Raw genomic sequence first — 18,494 nt, forward strand, 5'->3', positions numbered from 1 at the left:
TATCGTATCCAGCCGCCGCCGTCATCGGGCCGCCGCCGTTGACCGCCGGCGAACTATGCGATGCCTGCCGCGACCTCGGTGCCCTGCCGGATGGCGCGTTTGGCGTCGAGTTCGGCCGCGACATCGGCACCGCCGATGACGTGGGTGCGCACCCCGGCAACGGTGAGCGGGTCGACGAGGTCGCGTACCGAATCCTGGCCGGCGCAGATCACGACATTGTCGACCTCGAGCAGCCGGGTCTCGCGCACAGTGCCGTCGTCGTCACGGAAGCTCAGATGTAGGCCGGCGTCGTCGATCCGGTCGTAGGTGGCACCGGAGATCTGTTCGACGCCCTTCATTTTCACCGTGGCGCGGTGGACCCAGCCGGTGGTCTTGCCGAGGGTCTGGCCCTGTCGTCCGGGTTTGCGTTGAACGAGGAAGACCTCACGGACCGGAGGCAGGGGACGTGGTTTGGTGACAAAGCCGGGCTTGCTCAGGTCTTCGCTGACGCCCCATTCCTGAGTCCACTCCTTGAGATTGAGGGTGGGTGACTCGTCAACCGTCAGGAACTCGGTCACGTCGAATCCGATTCCGCCCGCGCCGACGACGGCAACCCGCTTACCGATCTCGCGCCGACCGAGCACGGCGTCGGCATAGGACACGACCATCGGGTGATCGACCCCCGGGATCTCGGGGATCCGGGGGGTGACGCCGGTCGCGATGATCACCTCGTCGAAGCCCTGGGCGATGATGTCCTCGGCCTTCACTCGCGTGTTCAGATGTACTGTCACGTTGTTGATCTCGAGTTGGCGCCGGTAATAGCGTAATGACTCGTTGAACTCCTCTTTTCCGGGAATCCTTGCGGCAATGGAGAATTGGCCACCGATCGATTCATCGGCCTCGAAGAGTTCGACGCGGTGCCCGCGCGCGGCGGTGGAGACCGCGGCGGAGAGTCCGGCGGGGCCGGCGCCGATCACCGCGATGTGCTGGGTATGGCGGGTGGCCCCGAGGGTCAGGGTCGTCTCGCGACCGGCGCGCGGATTGAGAAGGCAGGACACCTTTTTGCCGACGAATGCGTGGTCGAGGCAGGCCTGGTTGCAGCCGATGCAGGTGTTGATCTCGTCGGCGCGGCCGGCCCGCGCCTTGTTGGCGAAGTCCGGATCGGAAAGCATGGGCCGTGCCATGGAAATAGCATCCACCCGGCCGCGTTCGAGGATCTCTTCGGCGAGTTCGGGCGTGTTGATACGGTTGCTCGCGATGAGTGGGATATCCACCTCGGCGCGCAGTCGTTCGGTGAACTCCACGAAGGCTCCGCGCGGCACCGAGGTGACGATGGTCGGGATGCCGGCCTCATGCCATCCGATGTCGGTGTTGATGGCGTCGACGCCGAGTTTTTCGGCTTTACGTGCCATCAGCGCGATCTCATCCCAGGTCTGCCCGTTCTTGACGAAGTCGGCGATGGACTGCCGCAGGATGATCGGGAAGTCGCGGGGTACCTGACGGCGCATCTCGGTGATGATCTCGACGAGAAAGCGCTGACGGTTCTCGGTGTTGCCGCCCCATCTGTCGGTGCGGTCGTTGGTGTGCGGGCACAGGAACTGGTTGATCAGGTAGCCCTCACCGCCCATGATCTCGACGGCGTCATAGCCGGCCCGGCGGGCAAGCTTTGCCGAGCGGCCGAAGGTGCGGATGACGTGCTTGATGATCGGTTCGGTCATCTTGAGGTGCCGGAACGGATGGATCGGTGAGGGCTCCGATCCCGCGGCGACCTTGAAAGGCGTATAGCCGTACCGTCCGGCATGGATCACTTGCATGGCGATCTTGCCACCCTCGCGATGGACCGCGCCGGTGAGACGACGGTGCCGCGCGACGTCGGCGTAGTTGGTCATCTTGCCGGCGAACGGCAGGAGCAGGCCGGTGCGAGAGGTGGCGAATCCGCCCGTGATGATCAGTCCCACACCGCCTTTCGCGCGCTCGGCATAGTAGGCGGCAAGTTTGTCGGTGTCCCACAACCGATCCTCGAGGCCGGTGTGCATCGATCCCATGATCAGCCGATTGTCCAGCGTGATACCGCCGAGCGGCAGCGGCTCGAAAAGACGAGGGAAATGCGGATTGGGTTGTGCGGATGGGGCTGACATCGAGTCACCTCTCGGTCGGGCCGGAATGTCGGCGGTGGAATCTGATCAGCTGGGCGGTAGCGAGTTGAGTTATGCGGGACAGGTCAGGTCGCGGTGCCGAGCTCCCGGGTGAGCGCGGCGAGAACCTCGTCGCACCAATCGACGAATCCTTCTTCGATCCGGACACCGCCGCGCAGTACCAGGTATTGGTGCAGTTTGCGGCCGGTCAGGCGTTCGGGGTCGGGATAGTCGGTCTTCTCGAACGACCGGTACAGGTCCAGTCGCTCGACATGTAGTCCCCGATGTCGCTCGAGCTCGGCGATCAGATCGGGGAGTGTCGAGCGCTCGGCGGCCCGGATCTTGACGCCGAGATCGTCACGGAGCTGCTGAATCGGCGTCGGGGTGGCGACCCACCGCCGCAACGCCTCTCGACCGTCCTCCGACAGCGAGTAGACCTTCTTGTCGGGTCGGCCGTCCTGCACGATCGGCTCGTAGCCGACCAGGCCGTCGGCGTGCAGTTTGCGCAACGTGCGATAGATCTGCTGGTGCGTGGCCGACCAGAAGTGGCCGATGGAGCGGTCGAACTGGCGGCTGATCTCGTAGCCGGTGCCGGGGCGTTCGGACAACGACACCATGATCGCGTGCTCGAGGGCCATACGTGCACGGTAGCAGTGCACCGTGTTGCTATGCAACGAAGTGCTTATGAACTTCGTCCGTCACCAGAGATTCAGCGGGATGTCCGGCAGCGCCGGCGGGTTGACGGTTCCGGGAGCGTCGTGGGGCAGTGGTGGCGCCGGACCCACGTGCGGGGTGGCAAGGTCGCGGGCCCGGGCGAGGGCGTCGAGCACATCTTTGATCGAGGTGTCGGGATGCAGGTGACGCGCCTGGTGGGCGCCGGTGATCACATCGACGATCGCCCCGAACGCGTCGGAATCGGGATCGTTGAAGTACGAACCGTGCGCGGCGGGCCCCAGCAACCACGACCCGTCGCTTGCGCGGCCGGTGGGGAGATTTTCGAAACCCGGAACGAGGTCGGGGCTGAATCCATGCGGGTTGAACGGAAACATCCGCAACATCTGTATCGGGTCGCCGGGTGCGGTGAGTGTGTATCGGTGCACATCGGGATCGGAACCGGACGGGGGCACGACTCCGACTCCCGCGGAGGACGCATGAATGATGTTGTCGGCTCGCAATCCATGCGCTTCCGCGGCGGCGACGACCGCGCCACCGTACGAGTGACCGATGTAGGTGGTCGTCGCGTCCGGAGAGACCGCGGCGATCTCGGCGTCGAGCGCCCGGCCGAATCCGACCAGCCGCGGTGCCATCTCCTTGGCGTAGTGCGGATCGAGTGCGGTGTCGTCGAACGTGGTGGGAGCGGCCTCGATGATGTTGCCGTCGAACGGGTTGAGCATGTCACCGAAACTCTCGACGACCTGACCGGAGTCGACCAGTTTCTGGGGTAGGTCGCCATCGAGGTAGATGAACACCGGACCGTCGGTGCGGTCGGCGAGGTTCCAGGCCGCCTTCCAGTTGTCTCCGCCGTAACCACGTGCGTTGGTTCCGGTCCCGGGCACGTAGACGGTCGCGTTTGCGGTCACCGGCGTGAGTGCACCGACCATCTCGACCAGCCGCGGGTTGTCGGCGTCGGTGAACGAGATGAACACCCGTTCGGTCTCGGCGTACAGCGGATCGTTGCGCGCAGCGCCCGGGACACCTGGATAGGGGGCGGGGCGCTGCTCGAGAAATGATCGCAGCATCGTGGCGCGTTCGCTCTTGGTGCCGTTTCGGCGGATCTCATCGGCCAGCGCATTGCGGATGTTGATCTCGTTGGCCGTGCTGCGCAACGAAAATGGCACTCCATCGAGGTTCCCCATGGTTTCCGGATCGGCTTGGACCAGGCGGCGCAGGTCTGCGTCGGCGGTGCCGGCGAGCGCACTCCGTCGCTGTTGCACGCTCAAACCCTGCAATCTGCGCACCATCGCGTCGGGTTCCATGGTGCCGAGTCCGGGCACGGTCACATCCGGCTGGCGACAGATCATCGATGCGAGGTCGGACCGGAGATCTTCGATCCGTGCGCCGTAGAGTTCGTCGACTTCGTCGACCGCGCGCAGGCCCTGCTGGATCAGGATCTGATGCCCGTTGGCCATCTCCAGATTTGCGGCGTGCGGGTGGGTCACTGAGCCGTCGTCGGCGACGACGCAGCCCAGCGCGACCGCGTCCTCTACGGCGCGCTTCACCACGTGGCAGGCCTGCCCGAGATCGATTCCGGCGTCACCGGCCTCATCGGCTATCTGTTGCAAGACATTTCGCACCTCGTTTGCGTGATCATGTTCGTGGCGAATACGGGTGAGCGCGGCGTCGTGTGTTCTGCCGTGCCAGTCCGTCGGGCGAAGGGCACTGCCGAGGGCGACGTCGAGTGCTTGCTCGAGGAGCCCGGCAGCAGTCCCTGCGGCGTCGCCGGCCGTGGTGATGTCGCCGGTACGCCACGACCGCACGTCGGAAATGGTGAGACGCATCAGCGCTCCGGCAGGAGGTCGAGAGCGCGGCCCGCGGCGGCGTCGGTGTCGAGGGCATCGGCGGCGAAGTGTCCCAGTGCGACGCTCATCGCGAGCAGGAGCTCGGAGATGGAGTCCGTCGCCGCGTGGGCCGGGTCGGCCAGTGATCGCAGTGCGCCTACCGTCCGGCTCGGCGGGCCGCTGAGATCGGCCAGTTGATCGACGGTGATGTCGGCCACGGCGCGGGCTCGATCGCGCCACGTCGCCTCGATCTCGGCGAGTTCGTCGGCGTCGATGCCGAACAGCGTGTCGTCGTCGGTTCCGAAGAGACGGTCGGCCAGGGCGGGCAGATCGGCCCGGTCGGCCAGGTCGCCGAAGAATTTCGAGAACGGTGTCATGGGTTCCCCTTGCGTCGCGGATGTGACGACATATTCGACGCAGGGATGCGCGAACGGTTCCGCCAGGAGGCGCCGGGCTGTGGACAACGCGAGCCGGGCGGGACTCGCCGGATCTCCGAACGGCCACCTCCGCACCGGCGATCGAAGCGTCAATTCGGCGGGAGCAACGGGCGTGGGGGCAGAGGGGAGGAGGAGACGACACTGGTGGTGACGGTTCCGAGCGTGCCGATCTTGCCGCTGATCCGTTCCAGGTGACTTTGGGTGCCCCCGGCAGGACTCGAACCTGCGCGGACCCTGACTCCGTTGTAGCCTCCGATCAGGTGAAACATCCTGTCATCAGCTGGTTTCGCAGCGTACGCGTGTGACATGCTGGGACGCAAGAGGACACACAGAAACACCAGGATCGTCAGTCGGATCGCACGAGAGGGCGGCACATTGGCAGGCAAACCAGGCCGACGCGGGTGGGGATACGTCCGCAAGCTGCCCTCGGGACGGTTCCAGGCTTCGTACATAGGCGATGACCTCAAACGGCACACCGCGCCGCGCACGTTCACCGTGAAGATGGACGCCGAGGCATGGTTGGCAATGGAACGCCGGCGTTTGGAGATCGGAACGTGGGAGGCTCCTGCTCGCGAGCGTCCGTCCGACCAGCTCGACCTCGAGACCTACGCCGACCGTTGGGTGAATGAGCGCAAGCTGCGCTCCCGAACGGCGACCGGTTACAAGTCGCTGTTGCGGCTGCACATCGCGCCGGCCCTCGGGGGCAAACGGCTGGCCGCGATCACGCCCGAGATGGTCCGCCGGTGGTACATCGGGCTCGGTACCGACCACCCGACTCGCAACGCGCACGCCTACCAGCTGCTGCACGCGGTCATGGCGACTGCGGTCACCGACGACCTGATCCCGGTGAATCCCGTCCATATTCGCGGCGCGATGCACACCGAGCGCAAGCGTGAACCGATCATCCTCGACCCTCCCGAGGTCGCCGAGCTCGCGTCCGCAATGCCGGCCGAACTGTCGGCGTCGATTCTCTTGGCCGCGTGGTGCGGGCTGCGATGGGGTGAGACTTCGGAGCTTCGCCGTAAAGACGTAGACCTCGACAACGGCGTCCTGACCGTTGCTCGCGGTGTCACGTACCGGGACAAGACATTTCGTGTCCAGGGCACCAAATCGGGTGTGGTGCGCCGGGTCGTGATCCCTCCGCACATCATCGAAACGGTACGTGCCCATCTGGGCGAGCACGTCGGCGACGATGCCGAGGCTCTGCTGTTCTCCGCGGCGGCGGGGAATCGTCACCTGCGCGATGTCGTCTACAGGAGATCGTTCTCGAGGGCGGCGAAGTCCATCGGCCGCGACGGTCTACACGTCCACGACCTCCGGCATTTCGCCGGCACCCAGGCCGCGCGCGTCGGTGGCACCACGGCTGAGGTGATGTCACGACTCGGGCACTCGACGGTCTCGGCGGCGATGAAGTACCAGTCCAGCGACCTCAAACGTGATCGCGAGATCGCCGCTCGACTCTCTGCGCTCGCTGACCCGAACTGAGCCTCGACGAACGACGACACGCCGAAGGCGCAAGGTCCGTTTGTGGCCGTTCTTCGCACTGTTTCGCCCACTTTTCGACCTGTCGAGTGGTTCCCCGGCCACGTCACCAATACGTACTTCAACGTACTTCAGCGTACTTCAGCACGCTCCAGCTGCGTCTTTATGCGTCTTCCACCGCACCTGAAACCTGTTGAGGCTAAGGGGATCGCGAGAGGGTTCGAGGTCCGGGAGTTTATCCACAGGCGTGCGCTATCCAGCAAATTTCGCCATAGACTCGTTCTAGCGGACATACCGGAACGAGTCGGTAGCCCCGAATGCAAGAACCCGTAGGAGCGCGTCACTCCGCCAAGAACGCCGCGCACCTACGGGCCGAAGAATCAACCTGAAAGGCCGATCCAATGCCCAACGGTACGCGGCTCGATGCTGCCCCGAAACCCGCCCGCTTCTCTCACTCGATCACGGAGATCGCCGATTTGTACGGCGTGCATCCCAAGACGATTCGGCGATGGATCGCCGAAGGCCGCATATCGGCACACCGCATCGGGCCTCGACTGATCCGTCTCGACCCCGACGAGGTCGCCCGGCAGCTACTAGGCGCACCGCTCGGCGGCGGTGCGGCATGAGCGGCCCCGATTATGAGCACCTGGACTGGCTCGACGACCTCGGCATCACCGACACCGACCTCGACGTGATCGGGGGCGAGCTGGAATGACCCGAGAAAAACGAAACCCCGCCGGGGGCAACGGCGGGGCTCGGAAATCCTCCACATGGGCACGGGATCACCACAAGTGTAGCCCCGACACCCGCATCACGTCACCGACTGCCGATGAAGTCTACGAACGGTCCGTGATCGAGGCGGCAGCGGAACTCGGCTACACGGTGGCTGTCCCGTGCCAGGTCTGCGGCCACCCACTGACGCACCCGAAAAGTGTTGTCGCACAGGTAGGGCCGAAGTGCGCAGGCAAGGCTGGTGAGCAATGACCGGACTCTCCTACGACGACGCAAACCTGCTGCGATACCGCCTGCTCGATCTGCCGTTGCCCGATGACCTCGACCGCGCCCAGTTCAACGCGCTGTTGACCGCCGGCGTCCGTGACATCCTGCTCGGCGAGCTCGACGCCCTGGCCGCGTCGAGGGTGCAGAAGTCGGTGGCGCTGGTGGTCGCCGAGGCGCTCCCGTGGGGCGAAGTCGGCCGCACGGTCGCCCAGCGGCGCGCGTGGCTGGCCGCGAACCCTTGGGCGAGGCGGGTGGTCGCATGAGTCTCCCCGATGGATGGATACGCGGATCTGATGCGCCGCGGTCGCGGCCTGTGAAATGGCTTGTGCAAGACCGGCTTGCGCGTGGGCATGTCACATACCTGTTCGGGAACGAGGGCATCGGCAAGTCGACCTGGTGGGTACACGAGGCCGCGAAGATCACCGCACAACGCCAGTTCGTGGTCCTCATCATCACCGAGGACGGTTGGGAAGATTCCGTCAGGCCGCGAGCCGAGGCGGCTGGTGTCGACCTCGACTTCGTGCTCGTGCTCAACGTGGCCGAGGATGACGACGACTTTGAGATGGGAATTCCTGGGCCGGGCTGGTTGATCGGACAAGAACTCCCCGATGTCGCGCTGGTCGTCATCGACGGACTGGCCGACGCGACGGCAGTAGTCAACGGCGGTCTCCCGAAGGCCACCGAATGGCGTCCGGTTATCACGGCGTGGAAGCGGTACGCGCGCAGACGAGGGGCCGCGGTGCTCGCGCTCGGTCACACCAACCGAGACACGCTCAACGGGACTCGTGGAGCCGTAGGGCTCTCAGGGCAGATCAGGCAGACCGTTCGGCTCAACCTACTCGCACAACGTGACGAGGACGGCCGACTGGCGATCGGTGTCGAGAAGTCGAATATCTGCCGAGACGACCTGCCGGCCGACCTGTACGAGATCACCGAGACAGCCATCGGCGGGATCGCGACGACTGTGGCGACACCAGTCGGCATCGCAGAGCAGTCAGCGAAGGAGATGTTCTCGACCCTCGCCGCACTACCTCAGGTAGCCGAGGACGAGGCCACCATCGAACGTCTCGACGGCTGCATTGCCGACCTCGTGCTGATCGTAGAGAGCGAGTGCGACGGCGATGGGTGGATCGAGACCACCCACGCCCAAGAGCTGCTCCAGAAGGGCAAGGGCAAGTCAACGGCGAAGTGGTCGCCGGATCAGATCGCCCGAGCACGGACGCGGGCGATCAAGGAGAAGTTCATCGAGGCCGATCACCCCAAGGTGCCGGGGCCGTGGTTCTGGAGGCGTCTCGATGCCTAGAACCGTGCGTTCTTGCGTTGTTGGCGCTGACCAGCGAAAACGTCTGCGTTGTTGGGTGCGTCCTTGTGCGTCCTTGCTGCGTTCTTGGACCACCAACAACGCACAACAACGCACCAACAACGCACCAAGAACGCAGGCAATAACCGCACGTCAGCCCCAACAACGCAAAGAACGCAGCACTAGGAGAGATTGAGATGTCACCAACCTGGAAGATCGTCGCCACTGCACCGGCCGTCCAGGCGGCACACGTAGTCGAGTCGATCACCGATGAGTTCGACACCACCGAGTTCTACTACCCCGTCCATGTGTGGACGACCCAAGAGAATCAGTACATCGATCTTGATGGCGGTGTGACGACGCGCGTGGTCGGGATGTACCTCGCCGATGGCGGGCACCTATCCGAGGTCATCCCAGGAGTCGAGTATCGAGATGAGTCACTCGTCTGGTGGCGGATCGTTGACGGTCCGGCGCCTGAGGAATCGCGCGAAATGCCACGCGTCGAGCGGTGGTGGCGAAAGTTCTGTGAGCACAAAGGGATTGAATACGTGACCGCGGAGGCCGGCCGATGAGATCACCGAATCTCCCGACTGACATGCTCATCGCGGCCGCGAAAGAGGTCGAGACCGTCCACATGTGGACTGCCGATCGATTCGCCGATCACGGTGTCGCCGACGCCTACCAGGCCGAGACCGACGCGCTCGGCGATGTCGTCGGTGAGCTTCGGCGCGCGCTACACGAGTTCACCGAGTACAGCGACGGCCGACCGATCGAGGCGTGCGTCGGCATCGAGCGCGGCCGCACGTTCGGCTACGTCTTCAAAGCCGTGCCCGAGCATCGGGGGGAACGAATGCTGTACGAAGCGCCACGCCCCGCCGACCCCGACGAGGGCGACCGCGGCACGTACAGGGTCCACGTCGACGACCGCGCGGCCACTGTCCGCGTCGAGCTGCTCCCGCCCCGCCGCCGTCGTCTGGGGCTGGTTCGGTGAGCCGGGCGCGGAACCGACCGCCGGCCAGACTCGACGGCGGGGCCGAGGCCTTGTTAGCCGCGGTGCTGCGCCTGATGCCCCGGTTCGAGAGCCCGGCCTGCCACGGCCGTGGCGAGCTGTTCGATCCGCCCGGTGAGCGCGAGGAGCGGGCGAGCGTCACGCACCGCCACGAGGCCGCGCTACACCTGTGCCGCACGTGCCCCGCCCTCGATGCCTGTCGAGCGTGGGCGGAAACCGAACCCGCATCCGGCGCGGTGCTCGCTGGTCGCATCCGTTCTGACGAGGAGGCTGTGGCATGACCGTCGCGTATCGGTTCTCGTGGCTCTGGAACGTCGACGGTCGCGCGACGTTGGTGTCCCCGTTCATGCTTCGGCCGGCGCCTGACGGGCAAACGGTGCGCGCGCATTGCCAGTCGCCGCGCGTGGATCACGTAGCCGACAGGTGTGGTTGTGGCGTGCACTACGTGAGTGAGCTCGCGGCGCTGGACGCGTATCTGCAATACACCAACGAACGGACCTTTGCCATCGAGGTCGGCGTGCCCCGAGGCAGGGTCCGTCTCGACCCGGACTTCGCGCGCGGCGCAGTACACGCCGACGTGCTCGCTTCGGCCCTCAAAGGCGTCAGTTTCCGTGCAGATCAGTTCACACGCAAACACATCTGGGTGACGTCGATGTTCGGAGACCGAACCGAGTTGATCGCACGGCGGTACTCGACACCGACGAGTGTTGCGATGCCGCCGCCCGAGGACGAACAACGCAGAGTGCTGGCCCCGCTGGGCGTGACGAAGTTCCACAAGTTCAGCCCCATCGACGACAGTCCGAAAGGCGCGTTACAGAGGGCGATCTGGCGATACCGGCTCGCGGTAGCGATGGGTATCGGCGATCTACGGCAACCGGCGGCGCAACTACTCGGGGCGGTGCGCGCTGCCGTGCCGAAGGTTGGAACGGCCGAGGTGGCGGTGATGACAGTCGCCCAAGGCGTCGACCTCCAAACGATCGTCAACCAGGCGGGGATGTCGTTGTGAGGCCGCGCATATCCATCGCCGTAGAACGCGACGAGGCCGGGGCTATCCGAGTCGGCGGAATCGGCCTCACCGTCGCCGAAGCCCGAAAGCTCGCAGACAGCATCCACGATGCGATCGAGACCACCCAGGAGAGAGAACATGACTGACACTGACATCAGACGCCGGCGCGTCAGGGGCGAAACACCGTTCGTTTGTCGCCGTTGCGGCGGCCCGGCCCGCGCCTATCGCGGCAGTGTTCACCGCTGGACCTGCACCGCCTGCGTAGACGACTACATCGACCGGCAGTGCAGCAATGACACTCGATGAGGATGATCTGCGCGCCGTGCGGTTCGTGCTCGCCGAGTTCACCCGGAGACGACGGCTGTCGGGGCATCCGATCCCGTCAGCCGTCGTCCGCCTACACCACCGGCTTGCGTCCGCAGACGGACGCGAAACCATTGCACCACAAACACACTCGAAACCAGAGCCCGACCTGCTCGACACCGCCGAGGTCGCCGAGATGCTCGGATGCTCGACGCGCCACGTTCGGCGTATCGCGTCGGCGCTCGACGCCCGTCAGATCGCCGGGCGGTGGCTCTACCCGAAACCCGCTGTCACACAACACATCGAAGGACGTAAACCATGACCGACCCCAGAGATGCACTCGAAGCCGGAGCGAAACAGTGGCTCGCCGAACTGCCCGATGACGAGTTCGCAGCCGTTGTCAAGGAAGTGCGTGCGCCGGCCGACAAGGCCAGCAAAGACGACACCGGTGCCGTCGCGCTCAACGATCACAAAGCCCTGGCCGACATCATCGCCCAGCAACTCGGAAAGTGACAGGGACACACCATGCTCGGATTCGGACCATCACCTCTTCAACTGTTAATCGCCAACGTCGCCACTGTCGCCGCCGCCGGCGGTGAAGTGCCCGACGAGTACACGCGCATCGCCGAACGCTGGAAAGCATTCCAGGGGTTCGACTCCGCGACACTTACCGGCCAGCTTGCCGACAGCATCATCGGAACCGGCGGCCTCGACGACCTGCCCAAGCTGCGCGCGCTCGCACTCGCCGGCCGCGGCGGTGCCCAGGAATCGGCCGAGCTGCGCAGCGACCTCGAAGGCCCTGTGTTCCTCGCGCTGCGTGACGCATACGAACCCGTCGCCGACAGCAACTATCGCGCACTCGCATCGGCGTTCAACGGCACCGCAACCGCACTGACCAAGGCAGCCAAGGTCGTAGACCCGGACACACCCGCCGGTGAGATGGTCACCGCGACCGACAAGGCCCGCAAGGCGTGGACCGACGCCGCGCTCTTCGCCATGCAACTCGACGAGCAGATCCCGGCGCTGGCAACCGCGGCCGAACTGGCCGAGCTGTCCACGCTCACCGAGGACCGACGGCTACCGCTGCTGTGCGATCCGGGCAGCCTGCACCGTCGCCGAGTGTGGGAAGCATGGGACCACACCGAGGGGCGCGCTGGACGCTGGGCTGCGCTCATCCGCCTCGGAATCCCCATCCGCGCGCTCGACGACCTCGGCGAGTACGAGCCCTACAGACGACCGGCACCCATCGAGAAGCGCCTCGTCTCGGTCGGTCGAGGGATGACCCGCGAGATCGAAGTCGATCCCGAGGACGCCGAACACGAACTGTCTGTCGCCGCGGTCATGGCTCCCATCAACGCCGAATGACCGTCGAGGGCCGTGGAGTTGGCGAGGTTGTCACTCCACGGCCCTCTCACTTCACAGAACCAGAGGAACAATGCCCAGCAACGGACAGACCGAATGGTCGAGACAGGCCAGCAGGCGACGACGGATTCGAGACCGATATCTGGCCCGCGCCCGAAACACCGGGCTCGACTGCGCGTTCTGCCACCAGCCCATCGACCCGAACGCACCCCACCTCGACCCCGGCGAACTGACCATCGACCACATCGTCCCGCTCAGCGCCGGCGGGGCACCGTTCGACGCCTCCAACTTGGCCCCCGCTCACCGGCACTGCAACCGGCAGGCCGGAGACAAGCGGGGGAGCCAACCAGCCGCCGAGGCGGCCCCCAGCGGATCGTGGCAACTCCACCCAGACGGCAGCGTGCCTACCCAATCCCGTCCGCTCGTCGACGCCCAGGGCGGCCGCACTTGGTACGAAGAGGGGCGGCGCGTCTTCGAGACCGGGCGGCGCTGGTAGCGGGGTGGGGGACAGCCCCCACCCCCCGCCTCGTCAGCCACCCCATGGCATATGGCCCTCTCTCTCCCCGGCATTTTTTTCCAAGGGCAGGCAAACGCGCTTTTCGGGGCTGTTCTGCTGTTTGGGCAGGCGGCAATCCGAGCGTCGGCCGAGGGGGAGGGGGGCTCGGGGAGAGAGAAGCCATATGCCTCTAGGTGGTCAGTCACGGCACCCCAGGGGGCACCCTCCACCCCCGCTGCGTCCTTCGTGCCGGGCCGGCCCCCGCGCTGCGCGTGGTGCCAGGCTTTGCGACCCGGCTGGCCGGGTGGCCGAGGCGTAGCGGGAAGGTATTTCATCGTTGACCTGCGCAAATGCGGTATGCCGTTACCCCAAAACACGGGTTGTACGGTGTGGGTCCATTGACGGCGATCGGCGCCGTCCATGACCCAAGGGAGACCATAAATGGAAACATCGACCGGCCGGCAGCCACCTGAGCCAAATGGCTCACCTGCCGATCCCGCCCCGATTGTCACGCGGATCATGACGACCCTGTCCGCGCTTGGTGTGGCCGCGGCGGTTGTCAACCACTGGCCGGCGTGGACGTGGTGGGTGGTGTACCCGGCCGCGGCGTGCTTTGGCTGGCGCGCCGGACGTCCGTCGCAGCGGGTCACCGAAGGCAAGCCCAGCGGACCGCCCTCCGGGCGGACTGGTGCCGGTGTCGATCCCTCACACCGTCGACCCACGAGTCCATAGCCGCATATCGCATCTGCGCAACACCGATCGCCACCCGACCCGAAGGGCAGGCGGTATCGCTGTGGCACCGGAATCGCGATTCGCGAGGTCGTGATCGGTGGCCCCGAGTGCCGGTCGGGGACTGAGCTACGGCACGTCAGTCGGTTTGCGTCGGACTGTGCGAGAGCGACGGGCGCGAGGTCGGATCGGTTACGCGCTCAGTGCCCTGGCCGGGAGTCGAACCCGGCAGGTGTGGTCGTGATGACCACACCCGAACCGTCGAGGGCCGCGGGGTGCTGAGCACCGCGCGGGGATCGAGCGGCTATGTGGTCTCGCCGCAGTCGCAGACGGTGTGATGATCGGCAGCGAGGACGTAGCGGACGCACGACATCGCATCCTCGAGGGCATCACTCAGCGCGCCGGCCGCTTCGAGAGAGAGGTACATGTCACCGCTGGATGAAGCAGTCACGTACACGGCTGGGATCGAATACCGATGGGGACCGCGTTCGTCCCATGTGGCGCCCACAGAGATCAGCGGAACGTGCCCGAGCTCGTCACCGACCTCGGGCCGCGTGAGATCGGCGGCAACCGATGCCGACATGAAGTGCTCACCAGTGCGGCACGTACCCATCTGGCACGCCTGACACCAGGGCTGAGGGTGGCGGGCGCCCGCGCGGTCGCTGACCGGATGGTCCTCGGCGTGTTCAGATCCGCAGATCGCATCGCTGAGGCCGAGCCCCAGTACCTCCGCTGCGAGCACGCATTCACCGATCGTCGGGGCGGACACCGCCCCTGGTGCTGCGATCGAACGACGTGCGCGGTCGATGATCTGCCAGGCCTGTTCCCGGTTCATGCGATCCACCGCCCCACGACTGCCGAGGCCTGCGCGACCGCGATCACGCACTCGGCCCGGTCGCCGGTGCCGTAGTCGATGTGATCCTCGAGCGCGTGCAGCGCGTGACGTAACAGCGTGAGCACAGGACTGGGCACACCGGCCTCGTCGCCGTCGTGGAAGCGCGCCCAGCCCTGCGCGGCCATCGTCTCCAAGGTCCGCTTGGCGGGGTCGAGTGTCGTCGGTGTCATGCGATCACCGCCGACCCGCACACCTGGTTGCCCATCGTGGCGCAGTCCCAGCCGGATTCGTCCTCGTCGATCACGCCGTCGCCGTTGTCATCGCCGGGCAGAACCTTCTTGACGACTCCGGCAAGAACTTTCCCGCCGCCGGGGGAGATTTTCCCGGCGCCGGGAAAAAGGTTCCCGCCACCGGGAGGCATCACGGTCAACCGGTGTAACACCGGTGGTTCACCCGGCGCGATCCCCGGTGCCGGCTCCGTCACGCTCATCGTGGTGGAGGCCGTGGGCTGCTGCTCGGGGTGCGCGTACCAACCGAGGTGGACGCACCCGGCCATGACGGCGATGGGGACGAGGTAGAAGAGCACGGCGACGATGACCGCGCCGACGTAGGGGCGATAGGGGGATCGGGAGCGGGATATGCTGCCTGAACGATGCATCGGACTTGTCCTCCGTTGTGTCGAGGCCCCGGCCGGTGGTGTCAACACCGACGGGGCCGTTTCGTTTCACAACGGAATCAAGGGGAATCGTCACCACATCGCACGCAATAGTGCAGAATGGTTCTGACCAGCAAAAACACGGTGCCCCCGGCAGGACTCGAACCTGCAACCACCGGATTAGAAGGCCGATGCTCTATCCGTTGAGCTACGGAGGCATGCCGTTCGGCGGGTGAGTCGTCCCAACGGCGTGGCGAGTATATCCGGGTGGATGCCCGGACGGCGACCGTCCCCTCCACGGCCGCCGTCGCTGCTGAACAGCATGGCCTGGATTCGCCGGGTCGAGGTGACGACGATGCGCGCCTGTGGACAACCTCGGGCGGCCGCCTCACACCGCGCAGCGAAATCCCAGGTGCGAGGTGGCCGAGTCGTCGGATTGTGGCGACCGCGCCGCCGGGCGATACCGCCGGCAGTACTGCGGTGAGCACAGATGCGAGCCGCCCTTGGTGACCCGCACCACCTGCGGAGATGTGGTGGCCGCGAGCAGGTCCGGTCGTCCGTCGGCAGTGACGGTGGCCAGCCCCGGTGGAACATGCCGCGGCGTGAAGACATCCACGGTGCGCTCCCATACGTTGCCGATCATGTCGAGGAGCCCGAGTGGATTCGCCGGATGGCTCCCCACCGGACTGGTCGATCCCCAGCCCTCGTTCTGGTAGGGAAATTTCCCGATCCAGGTGTTGGCCAATATCTTTCCGTCCGGGTGGAGCTCGTCGCCCCAGGCGTAGTCGAGTCCCTCGACACCGCCGCGCGCCGCGCATTCCCACTCGGCCTCGGTCGGGAGCCGCCGCCCGGCCCAGCGTGTGTACGCGTCGGCGTCGGCGTGGGCCACATGCACGACCGGATGATCGGGGCGGCCGTCGAGTCCGGAGCCCGGTCCGCGGGGATGTCGCCACGAGGCGCCCGGGACATACCGCCACCACGCTCGCCAGTCGCGCAGGTCGACGGGCCCCGCGGTCGGGGTGAACACCAGCGCGCCCGGAACCAGGTCGGCCGGGTCGGCGCCCGGGAAATCCGCGGGATCGATGTCACGCTCGGCGACGGTGACATATCCGGTGTCGGCGACAAAGGCACCGAACTGCGCGTTGGTGACGGGGTGCGCCTCGATGGCGAAGGCCTCGACATGGCGCGCATGGGCCGGCCGCTCCTCGGGATAGAACCGGTCGGAGCCCATGTGAAATGTCGCGGCGGGAATGTCGACGAGGTCGGTCAGACCGCGAACACGCACGGCGCGCCGCGCGGGTCCTGCCGGGTCGGCGACCGCATCGTTCATCTCCTCGATGGTGCCATCGGCTGAGGCTGCGTGCCGCCGATGCAGGTGGCCCCCGGGTGGCACCGCCGTGCGACTAGACTGGTGCACCGTTGTGTCAGGGCCCGGCTCTGCGTCGCCCCGGGGATCGTCCGCAGGGGAGGAGACCACCGGAGGCCGGTCGGCCCACGACGAAAACTGCTGGTAGAGAGGCTCACGCGTGGCAGAGTTCATTTATACGATGAAGAAGGTGCGCAAGGCGCACGGCGACAAGGTCATCCTCGATGACGTTACGATGTCGTTTTTCCCGGGAGCGAAGATCGGTGTCGTCGGCCCCAACGGTGCAGGTAAGTCGTCGATTCTGAAGATCATGGCGGGCCTCGACCAGCCGTCCAACGGTGAGGCCTTCCTCGATCCGGACGCGACGGTCGGCATCCTGCAACAGGAGCCGCTCCTCAACGAGGAGAAGACGGTCAAGCAGAACGTCGAAGAGGGAATGGGCGAGGTCAAGGTAAAGCTCGATCGCTTCAACGAGATCGCCGAGCTGCTCGCCACCGACTACTCCGACGCGCTCATGGAGGAGATGGGCAAGCTCCAGGAGGACCTCGACAACGCCGAGGCGTGGGACCTCGATTCACAACTCGAGCAGGCGATGGACGCACTGCGCTGCCCGCCCGGAGATTCCCCGGTGTCGCACCTGTCCGGTGGTGAGCGTCGCCGCGTGGCGTTGTGCAAGCTGCTGCTGAGCCGGCCGGATCTGCTTCTGCTCGACGAGCCGACCAACCACCTCGATGCCGAGAGCGTGCTGTGGCTGGAGCAGTTCCTGGCGAGCTACCCCGGTGCGGTGCTGGCCGTCACCCACGACCGCTACTTCCTCGATCACGTGGCGGAGTGGATCTGCGAGGTCGACCGCGGCAAGTTGATCCCGTATCAGGGCAACTACTCCACTTACCTGGAGAAGAAGGCCGAGCGTCTCGAGGTCCAGGGCAAGAAGGACCAGAAGCTGCAGAAGCGACTCAAGGAGGAGCTGGCGTGGGTGCGGTCGGGCTCGAAGGCGCGGCAGACCAAGAACAAGGCACGGCTGTCGCGGTACGAGGAGATGGCCACCGAGGCCGAGAAATCCCGCAAGCTCGATTTCGAGGAGATACAGATCCCCACCCCGCCCCGGCTGGGCGATGTGGTCGTCGAGGTCTCCAACCTGGACAAGGGCTTTGATGGTCGGGTGCTGATCAAGGATCTTTCCTTCACGTTGCCGCGTAACGGCATCGTCGGGGTGATCGGTCCCAACGGTGTCGGTAAGACGACGCTGTTCAAGACGATCGTGGGTCTGGAGCGGCCGGATTCGGGCAACGTGAAGGTGGGGGAGACGGTCAAACTCAGCTACGTCGACCAGAACCGGGCGAACATCGACCCGAAGAAGACCGTGTGGGAGGTCGTCTCCGAAGGCCTCGACTACATCGAGGTCGGCCAGAACGAGATGCCCTCGCGCGCGTATGTCTCGGCGTTCGGATTCAAGGGCCCCGACCAGCAGAAGCGGTCGGAGGTTCTCTCCGGCGGTGAGCGCAACCGGCTCAACCTGGCGTTGACCCTCAAGGAAGGCGGCAACCTGATCCTGCTCGACGAGCCGACCAACGACCTCGACGTCGAGACCCTCAGTTCGCTGGAGAACGCGCTCGAACAGTTCCCCGGATGCGCTGTGGTGATCAGCCACGATCGCTGGTTCCTCGACCGCACCTGTACCCACATCCTCGCCTGGGAGGGCAACATCGAAGAGGGCAAGTGGTTCTGGTTCGAGGGCAACTTCGAGGCCTACGAGGCCAACAAGGTCGGGCGACTCGGACCCGACGCATCGCGTCCGCACCGCGTGACACATCGCAAGCTCACGCGCGACTGAGATCGCTCGCGCAACGACGTGCGTAACGCCCCGCCCGGATCCGGATTCCGGGCGGGGCGTTGTCGTCGG

The 18,494-nt window shown here is 65.8% G+C and carries 22 protein-coding genes and 1 tRNA gene; 14 read left to right on the plus strand and 9 right to left on the minus strand.

The window, feature by feature from the left end; translation table 11 throughout:
- Positions 1-53 precede the first annotated feature (53 nt).
- The 4 genes from ACPXB3_RS00415 to ACPXB3_RS00430 form a co-directional block, all read right to left on the minus strand.
- Positions 54-2,117, minus strand: coding sequence for an FAD-dependent oxidoreductase (locus ACPXB3_RS00415; protein WP_425725911.1), 2,064 nt, complete (start codon positions 2,115-2,117; stop codon positions 54-56).
- 83 nt (positions 2,118-2,200) lie between these two features.
- Positions 2,201-2,752, minus strand: coding sequence for a PadR family transcriptional regulator (locus ACPXB3_RS00420; protein ID WP_425703064.1), 552 nt, complete (start codon positions 2,750-2,752; stop codon positions 2,201-2,203).
- Between the two features lie 60 nt (positions 2,753-2,812).
- Positions 2,813-4,612 carry an alpha/beta hydrolase gene (locus ACPXB3_RS00425; RefSeq protein ID WP_425725913.1) on the minus strand — a complete coding sequence of 600 codons (1,800 nt, stop codon included), beginning with the start codon at positions 4,610-4,612 and terminating at the stop codon, positions 2,813-2,815.
- Positions 4,612-4,989: a hypothetical protein gene (locus tag ACPXB3_RS00430; protein WP_425703068.1), complete on the minus strand. Its 378-nt coding sequence runs from the start codon at positions 4,987-4,989 to the stop codon at positions 4,612-4,614. Before ACPXB3_RS00430 ends, ACPXB3_RS00425 begins: the two co-directional genes overlap by 1 nt.
- A gap of 435 nt (positions 4,990-5,424) precedes the next feature.
- Here ACPXB3_RS00430 and ACPXB3_RS00435 point away from each other — a divergent pair, with 435 nt between their 5' ends.
- From ACPXB3_RS00435 to ACPXB3_RS00495, 13 genes are all read left to right on the plus strand, one after another.
- Entirely contained in the window at positions 5,425-6,534 is a 1,110-nt protein-coding gene (locus tag ACPXB3_RS00435; RefSeq protein ID WP_425725915.1) for a tyrosine-type recombinase/integrase, read from the plus strand.
- Between the two features lie 398 nt (positions 6,535-6,932).
- On the plus strand, positions 6,933-7,157 hold the full coding sequence (locus tag ACPXB3_RS00440; protein ID WP_425725917.1) for an excisionase family DNA-binding protein: 225 nt from the start codon (positions 6,933-6,935) through the stop codon (positions 7,155-7,157).
- 85 nt (positions 7,158-7,242) lie between these two features.
- Positions 7,243-7,515: a DUF6011 domain-containing protein gene (locus ACPXB3_RS00445; RefSeq protein ID WP_425725919.1), complete on the plus strand. Its 273-nt coding sequence runs from the start codon at positions 7,243-7,245 to the stop codon at positions 7,513-7,515.
- Positions 7,512-7,793 carry a DUF2742 domain-containing protein gene (locus tag ACPXB3_RS00450; protein ID WP_425725921.1) on the plus strand — a complete coding sequence of 94 codons (282 nt, stop codon included), beginning with the start codon at positions 7,512-7,514 and terminating at the stop codon, positions 7,791-7,793. Before ACPXB3_RS00445 ends, ACPXB3_RS00450 begins: the two co-directional genes overlap by 4 nt.
- On the plus strand, positions 7,790-8,833 hold the full coding sequence (locus tag ACPXB3_RS00455; protein WP_425725923.1) for an AAA family ATPase: 1,044 nt from the start codon (positions 7,790-7,792) through the stop codon (positions 8,831-8,833). The genes ACPXB3_RS00450 and ACPXB3_RS00455 overlap by 4 nt, the downstream gene beginning before the upstream one ends.
- A 194-nt stretch (positions 8,834-9,027) precedes the next feature.
- Entirely contained in the window at positions 9,028-9,402 is a 375-nt protein-coding gene (locus ACPXB3_RS00460; RefSeq protein WP_425725925.1) for a hypothetical protein, read from the plus strand.
- A complete protein-coding gene (locus ACPXB3_RS00465) occupies positions 9,399-9,821 on the plus strand; it encodes a hypothetical protein (RefSeq protein ID WP_425725927.1) in 423 nt (140 codons plus the stop codon). The genes ACPXB3_RS00460 and ACPXB3_RS00465 overlap by 4 nt, the downstream gene beginning before the upstream one ends.
- A 463-nt stretch (positions 9,822-10,284) precedes the next feature.
- Positions 10,285-10,845: a hypothetical protein gene (locus ACPXB3_RS00470; RefSeq protein ID WP_425725929.1), complete on the plus strand. Its 561-nt coding sequence runs from the start codon at positions 10,285-10,287 to the stop codon at positions 10,843-10,845.
- On the plus strand, positions 10,842-10,991 hold the full coding sequence (locus ACPXB3_RS00475; protein ID WP_425725931.1) for a hypothetical protein: 150 nt from the start codon (positions 10,842-10,844) through the stop codon (positions 10,989-10,991). Before ACPXB3_RS00470 ends, ACPXB3_RS00475 begins: the two co-directional genes overlap by 4 nt.
- Before the next feature lie 146 nt (positions 10,992-11,137).
- A complete protein-coding gene (locus ACPXB3_RS00480) occupies positions 11,138-11,470 on the plus strand; it encodes a helix-turn-helix domain-containing protein (protein ID WP_425725933.1) in 333 nt (110 codons plus the stop codon).
- On the plus strand, positions 11,467-11,661 hold the full coding sequence (locus tag ACPXB3_RS00485; protein WP_425725935.1) for a hypothetical protein: 195 nt from the start codon (positions 11,467-11,469) through the stop codon (positions 11,659-11,661). The genes ACPXB3_RS00480 and ACPXB3_RS00485 overlap by 4 nt, the downstream gene beginning before the upstream one ends.
- A 12-nt stretch (positions 11,662-11,673) precedes the next feature.
- Positions 11,674-12,513 (plus strand): hypothetical protein, encoded by an 840-nt coding sequence (locus ACPXB3_RS00490; RefSeq protein ID WP_425725937.1) that lies wholly within the window; start codon positions 11,674-11,676, stop codon positions 12,511-12,513.
- A gap of 70 nt (positions 12,514-12,583) precedes the next feature.
- Positions 12,584-13,006, plus strand: coding sequence for an HNH endonuclease (locus ACPXB3_RS00495; RefSeq protein WP_425725939.1), 423 nt, complete (start codon positions 12,584-12,586; stop codon positions 13,004-13,006).
- 1,033 nt (positions 13,007-14,039) lie between these two features.
- On the opposite strand, the gene ACPXB3_RS00500 is transcribed toward ACPXB3_RS00495, so the two are convergent.
- From ACPXB3_RS00500 to ACPXB3_RS00520, 5 genes are all read right to left on the minus strand, one after another.
- Positions 14,040-14,570 carry a hypothetical protein gene (locus ACPXB3_RS00500; protein WP_425725941.1) on the minus strand — a complete coding sequence of 177 codons (531 nt, stop codon included), beginning with the start codon at positions 14,568-14,570 and terminating at the stop codon, positions 14,040-14,042.
- A complete protein-coding gene (locus tag ACPXB3_RS00505; protein ID WP_425725943.1) occupies positions 14,567-14,800 on the minus strand; it encodes a hypothetical protein in 234 nt (77 codons plus the stop codon). Before ACPXB3_RS00505 ends, ACPXB3_RS00500 begins: the two co-directional genes overlap by 4 nt.
- Positions 14,797-15,228, minus strand: coding sequence for a hypothetical protein (locus tag ACPXB3_RS00510; RefSeq protein WP_425725945.1), 432 nt, complete (start codon positions 15,226-15,228; stop codon positions 14,797-14,799). The genes ACPXB3_RS00505 and ACPXB3_RS00510 overlap by 4 nt, the downstream gene beginning before the upstream one ends.
- 142 nt (positions 15,229-15,370) lie before the next feature.
- Positions 15,371-15,443 (minus strand) — tRNA-Arg (locus tag ACPXB3_RS00515).
- 170 nt (positions 15,444-15,613) lie between these two features.
- The gene (locus tag ACPXB3_RS00520; protein WP_425725947.1) at positions 15,614-16,555 is read right to left on the minus strand and encodes a formylglycine-generating enzyme family protein; all 942 of its coding nucleotides are present in this window, start codon (positions 16,553-16,555) and stop codon (positions 15,614-15,616) included.
- Positions 16,556-16,751: 196 nt separating this feature from the next.
- Here ACPXB3_RS00520 and ettA point away from each other — a divergent pair, with 196 nt between their 5' ends.
- Entirely contained in the window at positions 16,752-18,425 is a 1,674-nt protein-coding gene (gene ettA / locus ACPXB3_RS00525; RefSeq protein WP_425703072.1) for an energy-dependent translational throttle protein EttA, read from the plus strand.
- Positions 18,426-18,494 lie beyond the last annotated feature (69 nt).

It is taken from the genome of Gordonia sp. DT219 (assembly GCF_049847065.1).
In the GTDB taxonomy this organism is placed as follows: Bacteria; Actinomycetota; Actinomycetes; order Mycobacteriales; family Mycobacteriaceae; genus Gordonia.